Raw genomic sequence first — 6,140 nt, 5'->3', positions numbered from 1 at the left:
TCCCGATCTGTGCCAGGAGCTCTATCTGCCCGTGGCTCTGGATAAGGGAAAGGCCGGCGGGACCGGCGAGAATGCCCGTCGCCAGGAAGGCGACGATAAGGGGCTGCCTCAGCAGCATCCCCACCGCTCCGAGGACCGCGGCAAGGCTGAGGATCAGCGCTATCTCATAAAAGGCCTGTTCCGTCACGTTCTTTTCCCGTCCGTATTATTGCAGTATGAAGGGACCGAGGTCAAGCGCTCTCCGTCCGCCGGGTGAAGAGCGCGATCCACCTTTCATCCTTTCGGTCTGCGGTTCCCGCGCAGGAGCTTTTCGATCTCGACCGCCGCTATCGCGCTGACCGCCACGGCGATTATCCGCAGCCATTCCCCTCCCGAGAGATTGTCCGTCCTGAAAACCCACTGAAGCGTGGGCACATAGATGACGGCGATCTGAGCCAGAGATGCCACGATCATACTGTAGAAGAGGAAGGGGTTGCTTAAGGGGTTAAGACGGAAGACGGAGCGGGTTTCAGACCGTGAGTTCCAGGCGTGGAAGAACTGGAAGATGACCATAGTGGTCATGGCGATTGTCCGGGCGTGCTCCACGGAGGAACCCTGGGCCAGGGCGTCATGGAAGTTGTAAATGACACCCGCCGAGATCAGGACGCCGACGAGGACGCTCCGCTCGAGCATGAGACGCGACATGATACCTTCCTTAGGGCTGCGCGGCTGTCTCTTTATGATGTCCTTCTCTCCCGGTTCGAAGGCGAGGGCCACGTCCTGCAGGCCGTTGGCGACGAGGTTGATCCAGAGGAGCTGGGCCGCCACGAAGGGGATGGGTATGCCGAGGAACATGCAGGCCAGAATGGAAAGGATGGCCGCGAATCCCGTGGGTATAAGGAACACCGTAACCTTCCGTATGTTGTCGAAGACTATCCTTCCCTCCTCCACGGCATGGAAGATGGACGCGAAATTGTCATCGGTCACAACCATGTCGGCGGCCTCGCGGGCGACGTCCGTCCCCGTTTTTCCCATGGCCGCTCCTATGTGCGCCGCCTTCAGGGCGGGGGCGTCATTGACGCCGTCTCCGGTGACGGCCACTATCTCTCCGTGCCGCATGTACTGCTGAACGATGCGCAGCTTGTGCTGCGGCGAGACGCGGGCATAGACGCTGGTCTCCTGGACTTTGCCGAAGAGGTCGTCATCACTCATCCTTTCCAGTTCCTTCCCCGTGATGGCGGGGGATCCGCTTTCCCCCAGGCCTATCATCCTGCCGATGGCCGAGGCGGTCACAGCGTGATCGCCCGTGATCATTGCCACCCTGATACCTGCTTCCCTGCATCCCCTGATGGCGTCCACCGCCTCCGGCCGGGGTGGATCGATCATGCCCTGGAGGCCCGCCAGGATGAGATCGCTTCCCAGACGGCCGCGGGTGAACCCCTCTCCGTTAACGTCGGTTCCGGCATTCTTGTAGGCCATGGCGAGGACCCTCAACCCATCTTCGGCGAAGTGCTCCGCTGTCCTCAATACCTTTGCCCTGTCGATGGCTTCTCCCGAAGGAAGGCTCGAACACATGTCGAGCACTCTTTCGGGGGCCCCCTTCACGAAAATGACCTTTCCATCGGAGTGTTGGTGGAGAGTCGCCATGAAGCCGTGGTCCGATTCGAAGGGTATGATCCCTGTCTGAGGGTATCTTCTCCGCTCTTCGCCGGGGTCGAGTCCTCCCTTCATGGCGGAAACGATGAGGGCTCCCTCCGTCGGATCTCCGTCCACCCGCAACCGGCCGTCTTCCTGGATCAACCTCGATTCGTTGCACAGAAGGCCGATCCTCAGCAGGGCATGCAACTCCTTCAGCGGTTCCTCGCTGCAGGTCTCCCAATCGTGGAGTATCTCTCCTTCGGGATCATAGCCGCTGCCGGTGACCTCAAAGGCGCTGCACCCGTCATACACGGCCTTGACGGTCATCTCGTTCTTTGTCAGTGTTCCCGTCTTGTCGGAACAGATGATCGTGGTGCTTCCCAGGGTTTCGACGGCCGCAAGCCTGCGCACGATGGCGTTGCGACGGGCCATCCGGGTGATGCCGATCGCCATGGTTACCGTCACCACGATGGGGAGCCCTTCCGGTATCGTGGCGACAGCTGCGGCGACGGCGGTCGTGAACAGGTCCTTGAGACTGATCCCCAGGAAGAGCCCCAGGATGATTATCGCGGAGGCGCTTGCGAGCACGAGGAAACCGATGAAATGGGCGAATTTGACGATCTTTTGCTGGAGAGGTGTTTCGGTGATGGAGAGTTCCTTCACGTCGCGGGCTATCTGTCCGAGTATCGTTGTTCGCCCGGTCTCCACGACTATGCCGCGGCCGCGGCCATTGACGATACTTGTCCCCATGAAGGTCATGTTCGTCTGGTCCCCGGCTGTGAGATCTTCCTCGGTTATGGCACCGACGGTCTTCTCCACGGGCAGGGATTCCCCGGTCAGGGCGGCCTCGTCGGCCCGCAGTTCATTGATCTCGATGAGTCTCAAATCGGCGGGGACCCTGGCCCCCGATGCCAGCAATACGATGTCTCCCGGCACGAGCTCCTCGCTGGGGATCTCGACCTCGCTCCCATCCCGGATGACCCTCGCCTTCGGGACGATCATTCTCTTGAGGGCCCTGACGCTGGTTTCCGCTTTGTGCTCCTGGAGGTAGCCGACGATGGCATTGATGATGACCACGGCCAGTATCACGCCGGTGTCGATGTATTCCTTCAGGATGGCGGTCACGGCGGCGGACACGATAAGTATGTATATGAGGGGGCTTGTGAACTGGTGAAGGAGGATCTTCAGACGGCTGAGCCCTTCTTCCTCGGGAAGGCCATTCGGTCCGAACCGCTGCAGCCGTTCTTCAACTTCTGAAGTCGTGAGCCCCTCAGGACGAGTCCCGCTCTCGGTTAAGACTGCTTCCGTGTCCATCTGGTACCATCTCATGATCGTTACCCCCGTGGTTCTTTGCTTGTGCCTGCCTGTCGAGCTTTCCTGCGGGACAGCCTTGTGTCGACCGTGGTCGCCATGAGGCGGGTTATCCGCAAGCTTAGAGTATATCACGTGAATGCTCCTTCGACTACCCCGGGAAGAGTGAGATGGGACATCCGAAGAGCAGGGAAAACATGATAAAGGCCGCCCAAGCCTTCTTTTTTTGGTTTTCTAAAATCCCGCCACGGGTTATAGTTCACCTGTGGAGCGATATTCGGATCTTCGGGGCAGGGCGCTTCTTTTCCTTCTCTTTCTTTGGCTCTTGTGGTTCCTCAACTTTTCCGTGAGGATAGTGCTTGCGCCGATCCTGCCCGTCATCGAGGACGAGTTCCTTGTCAGTCATGCCCGGGCGAGCGGTATCTTCGTGCTGCTCTCTGTCGGATACGGTGTTTCCGTGATCGTCTCCGGTTTCCTGTCGGGCAGGTTCGGCTACAAGAGGTCCATCATCTTTTCCCTCGCCCTTCTCAGTCTTGCCACGTTCCTGGTGCCCTTCATCCATACCTTCACCCTGCTGTATCTTTTCGCCTTCGTGCTCGGTTTCGCCGTCGGCGTCTATATACCGTCCGTCATTCCCCTGATCACGGAGTACTACTCTGAAAAGGACTGGGGCAAGGCGATCGCGATACATGACACCGGGGCCTCCATCTCCATCCTTACCACACCCTTCGTCGCCATCGGTCTCCTCGCTCTGGTCCCCTGGCGCGGCATGTTCGTGGTGTTCGCGTGCGTCTTCCTTGCCTGCGCTATCGCCCTTTGCTTCGCCTGCGCCGAGGTCAGGATCGAGAACCCTCCCAGGGCGGTGTTCCGCGATATCCTTCGGATGCGGCCCTTCTGGATAATGACCGCGCTCTTCACCTTCGGCGTGGGGGCGAACCTTGGCATCTATTCCATCATACCCCTCTACCTCACGAAGGAACTGCGGTTGAGCATCGACTATGCCAATACCATTCTGGGTATATCCCGTCTCGGATCCGTCGGTGTGGCGATCTCCTGCGGGTTTCTTGTCGACAGGTTCAGCCTGAATAAGATCATGTTTCCCATGATGGCCATCGCGGGCGTATTCACCATCTTGATGGGTCTCGCTTCCGTGAGGCTGACGGGGATAGTCCTCTTCCTTCAGGCGGTGTTCATAACGGGTTTCTTCCCCGTCGGGCTCGTGGCGATCGCGAAGATATTCAACCGCGAAATGAGGGGGCTTGCCACGGGAATGATCCTTGCCGTGTGCATGGTCTTCGGCAGCGGCATCATACCCTACCTGCTGGGAGTCTCGGGAGACCTCTACAGCTTCAGGGTGGGTATCGTGATCCTCGGCGTGCTCGTCACGCTGTCGAGCGGCCTGATCTTCCGCCTCAGGGAACTTGACTGACGAAGGGATCTGGCCACCTGAGAGATCTGACATAGTCCAAAGACCCTGTCTCATGCCCGTGACTGGAGACGGGCCAATGAGGGCTATTATCCCGTTCGCAGGGCCGAGAGTTCCCGGGGATCCGTGTGGTCTTGCGGAGGGATGCCTGATTCGCACGGGACGCCGGCCTGGCAGAGGCCGCAGGGGGTTGTGTCGATGTTGTAGTGCTCGAGGCTGTGCTTGTGGCCGGTGATCGAGGTGTAAGGCTGGCATCTGGTCTTGTCGTGCCCGTCTTTCGATATGGCTCCGACGGGGCATCGCTTTATGCAGGCGCCGCAGGTTCCCTGCGAATAGAAGAGACAGTACTCGTGGTGGTCTTTGTATGGTCTGGGGGTGGGCGGGATGTCGATGTGGGCGACGACGGACCCCAGGCGGACGGCCTTCCCGAGGGGGGTGATAAGGCCGTCGCAGAGCCCGAACGTGCCGAGGCCCGAGGCGTAAGCGGTGTGCCGCTCCGACCAGGTGGACGCTATACCGTGGCGTTGGGACATCGCCTTTTCCCACTTCGTTGAGGCCCCGGGGCAGAGGGCCTCGTATCCATTGTCGGCGAAGAGGGTCACCAGATGAGCACCGAGCTTCAGGATGAACTCTTCACCGTACAGCCGAGACCTCGCCCAGCGCTCGCAGGCGAATATCTTTTCCCGGGCCTGGTCGCGCCGGGTCTTCTCCGTCTGGGGCAGGACATAACTGATGACGGTCAGGTCCGAGGGAGAGACCGCTGCGAGGGGAAAGGTCGCGTGGAATATCTCGAAGGGCGTGAAGTAGAAGTCACCGATGTCGGCCTTGATCTCGCCGTACAGGGGATCGTCGCCCCGGGAAAATCCCACCAGCGGGGTGCCGAACGCGGGCTCGCCGTCGGCATTGCGCAGGCTGTTCCCCGGCGACTTCACGTAGTCCCCGATGGCGGTGACGATGAAGGCCGATCGATCGGCAGGCTGCTCAGGCATCATAAGATCCTTCCTTCTCCACGGGCTACAGGGGTTGCGTCCGATTCCCAAGGCTTTCATTATAGCACGATCCATGGCTGTTGAGGAGGGTCCGGCTGAAGAAAATTCCTGAAAACCGGCGTCATAACAGGTACAATAGAGGCGGAAGTTCAGCCTGAGGCGTGGGATGACTGTGTGAGTGAGGAGGGCTTAAGGTCGTGACAATGGATGCCCGGCGGATCAAGGGGATAATCTACGATTGTGACGGAGTGCTTGTTGATTCCGTGGAATCAAACGTAGCGTACTACAACCACATCCTCACACGCTTCGACCTCCCCGTGCTCGACGAATCCTGGATGAACCTGGTCCTGACCGGGACCGGCAAGGGTGTGCTGGAGGCTCTTTTCCGGGGTTCGCCATTCATTGGCGATGCGCTGGAGCTTCAACGGCAGCTTCCGCCCGAGGCCTTCCTCGATCTGGTGAAACCGGAGCCACGGGTGCACGATGTGCTGCGCCGGGTAAGGATGAGATACCACACGGCCGTAGCCACGAATCGCGGCAAGAGCCTCGTTCCCCTTCTCGAGATGCTGGAATTGAAGGACCTTTTCGATGTTATCGTGACGTCCGGTGACGTGACGCGGCACAAGCCCGATCCTCAATGCGTCTCCATCATACTGGAACACCTGGGCCTCGAACCCGGGGAGGTTCTCTACGTGGGCGACTCCGACGTCGACCGCGAGACAGCGGCCAGGGCAGGCACACCCTTTGCCGCTTACCGAAACACGTCCTTGAAAGCCGACCTCCATCTCCCGGACCAC

5 protein-coding genes are annotated in these 6,140 nt (G+C 59.7%); 2 read left to right on the top strand and 3 right to left on the bottom strand.

Annotation, left to right across the window (positions count from 1 at the left end; all coding sequences use genetic code 11):
• Window positions 1-187, bottom strand: a 187-nt coding sequence (locus tag GXX82_09535) for a sodium:proton exchanger (GenBank protein ID NLT23276.1), incomplete at its 3' end; no start/stop codon positions are given.
• A gap of 86 nt (window positions 188-273) precedes the next feature.
• Window positions 274-2,946, bottom strand: coding sequence for an HAD-IC family P-type ATPase (locus tag GXX82_09530; protein ID NLT23275.1), 2,673 nt, complete (start codon window positions 2,944-2,946; stop codon window positions 274-276).
• Between the two features lie 247 nt (window positions 2,947-3,193).
• Here GXX82_09530 and GXX82_09525 point away from each other — a divergent pair, with 247 nt between their 5' ends.
• Entirely contained in the window at window positions 3,194-4,357 is a 1,164-nt protein-coding gene (locus GXX82_09525) for an MFS transporter (protein ID NLT23274.1), read from the top strand.
• Between the two features lie 86 nt (window positions 4,358-4,443).
• Here the strand turns inward: GXX82_09525 and GXX82_09520 are convergent, their stop codons facing one another.
• Window positions 4,444-5,310 carry an epoxyqueuosine reductase gene (locus GXX82_09520; GenBank protein ID NLT23273.1) on the bottom strand — a complete coding sequence of 289 codons (867 nt, stop codon included), beginning with the start codon at window positions 5,308-5,310 and terminating at the stop codon, window positions 4,444-4,446.
• Window positions 5,311-5,540: 230 nt separating this feature from the next.
• Here GXX82_09520 and GXX82_09515 point away from each other — a divergent pair.
• Window positions 5,541-6,140, top strand: a 600-nt coding sequence (locus GXX82_09515; protein ID NLT23272.1) for an HAD-IA family hydrolase, incomplete at its 3' end; no start/stop codon positions are given.

Origin of the sequence: Syntrophorhabdus sp. (genome assembly GCA_012719415.1) — a bacterium.
In the GTDB taxonomy this organism is placed as follows: Bacteria; Desulfobacterota; Syntrophorhabdia; order Syntrophorhabdales; family Syntrophorhabdaceae; genus Delta-02.
The sequence above is the reverse complement of the archived record's forward strand: the minus strand, read 5'-3'. Positions and strand labels throughout refer to the sequence as shown.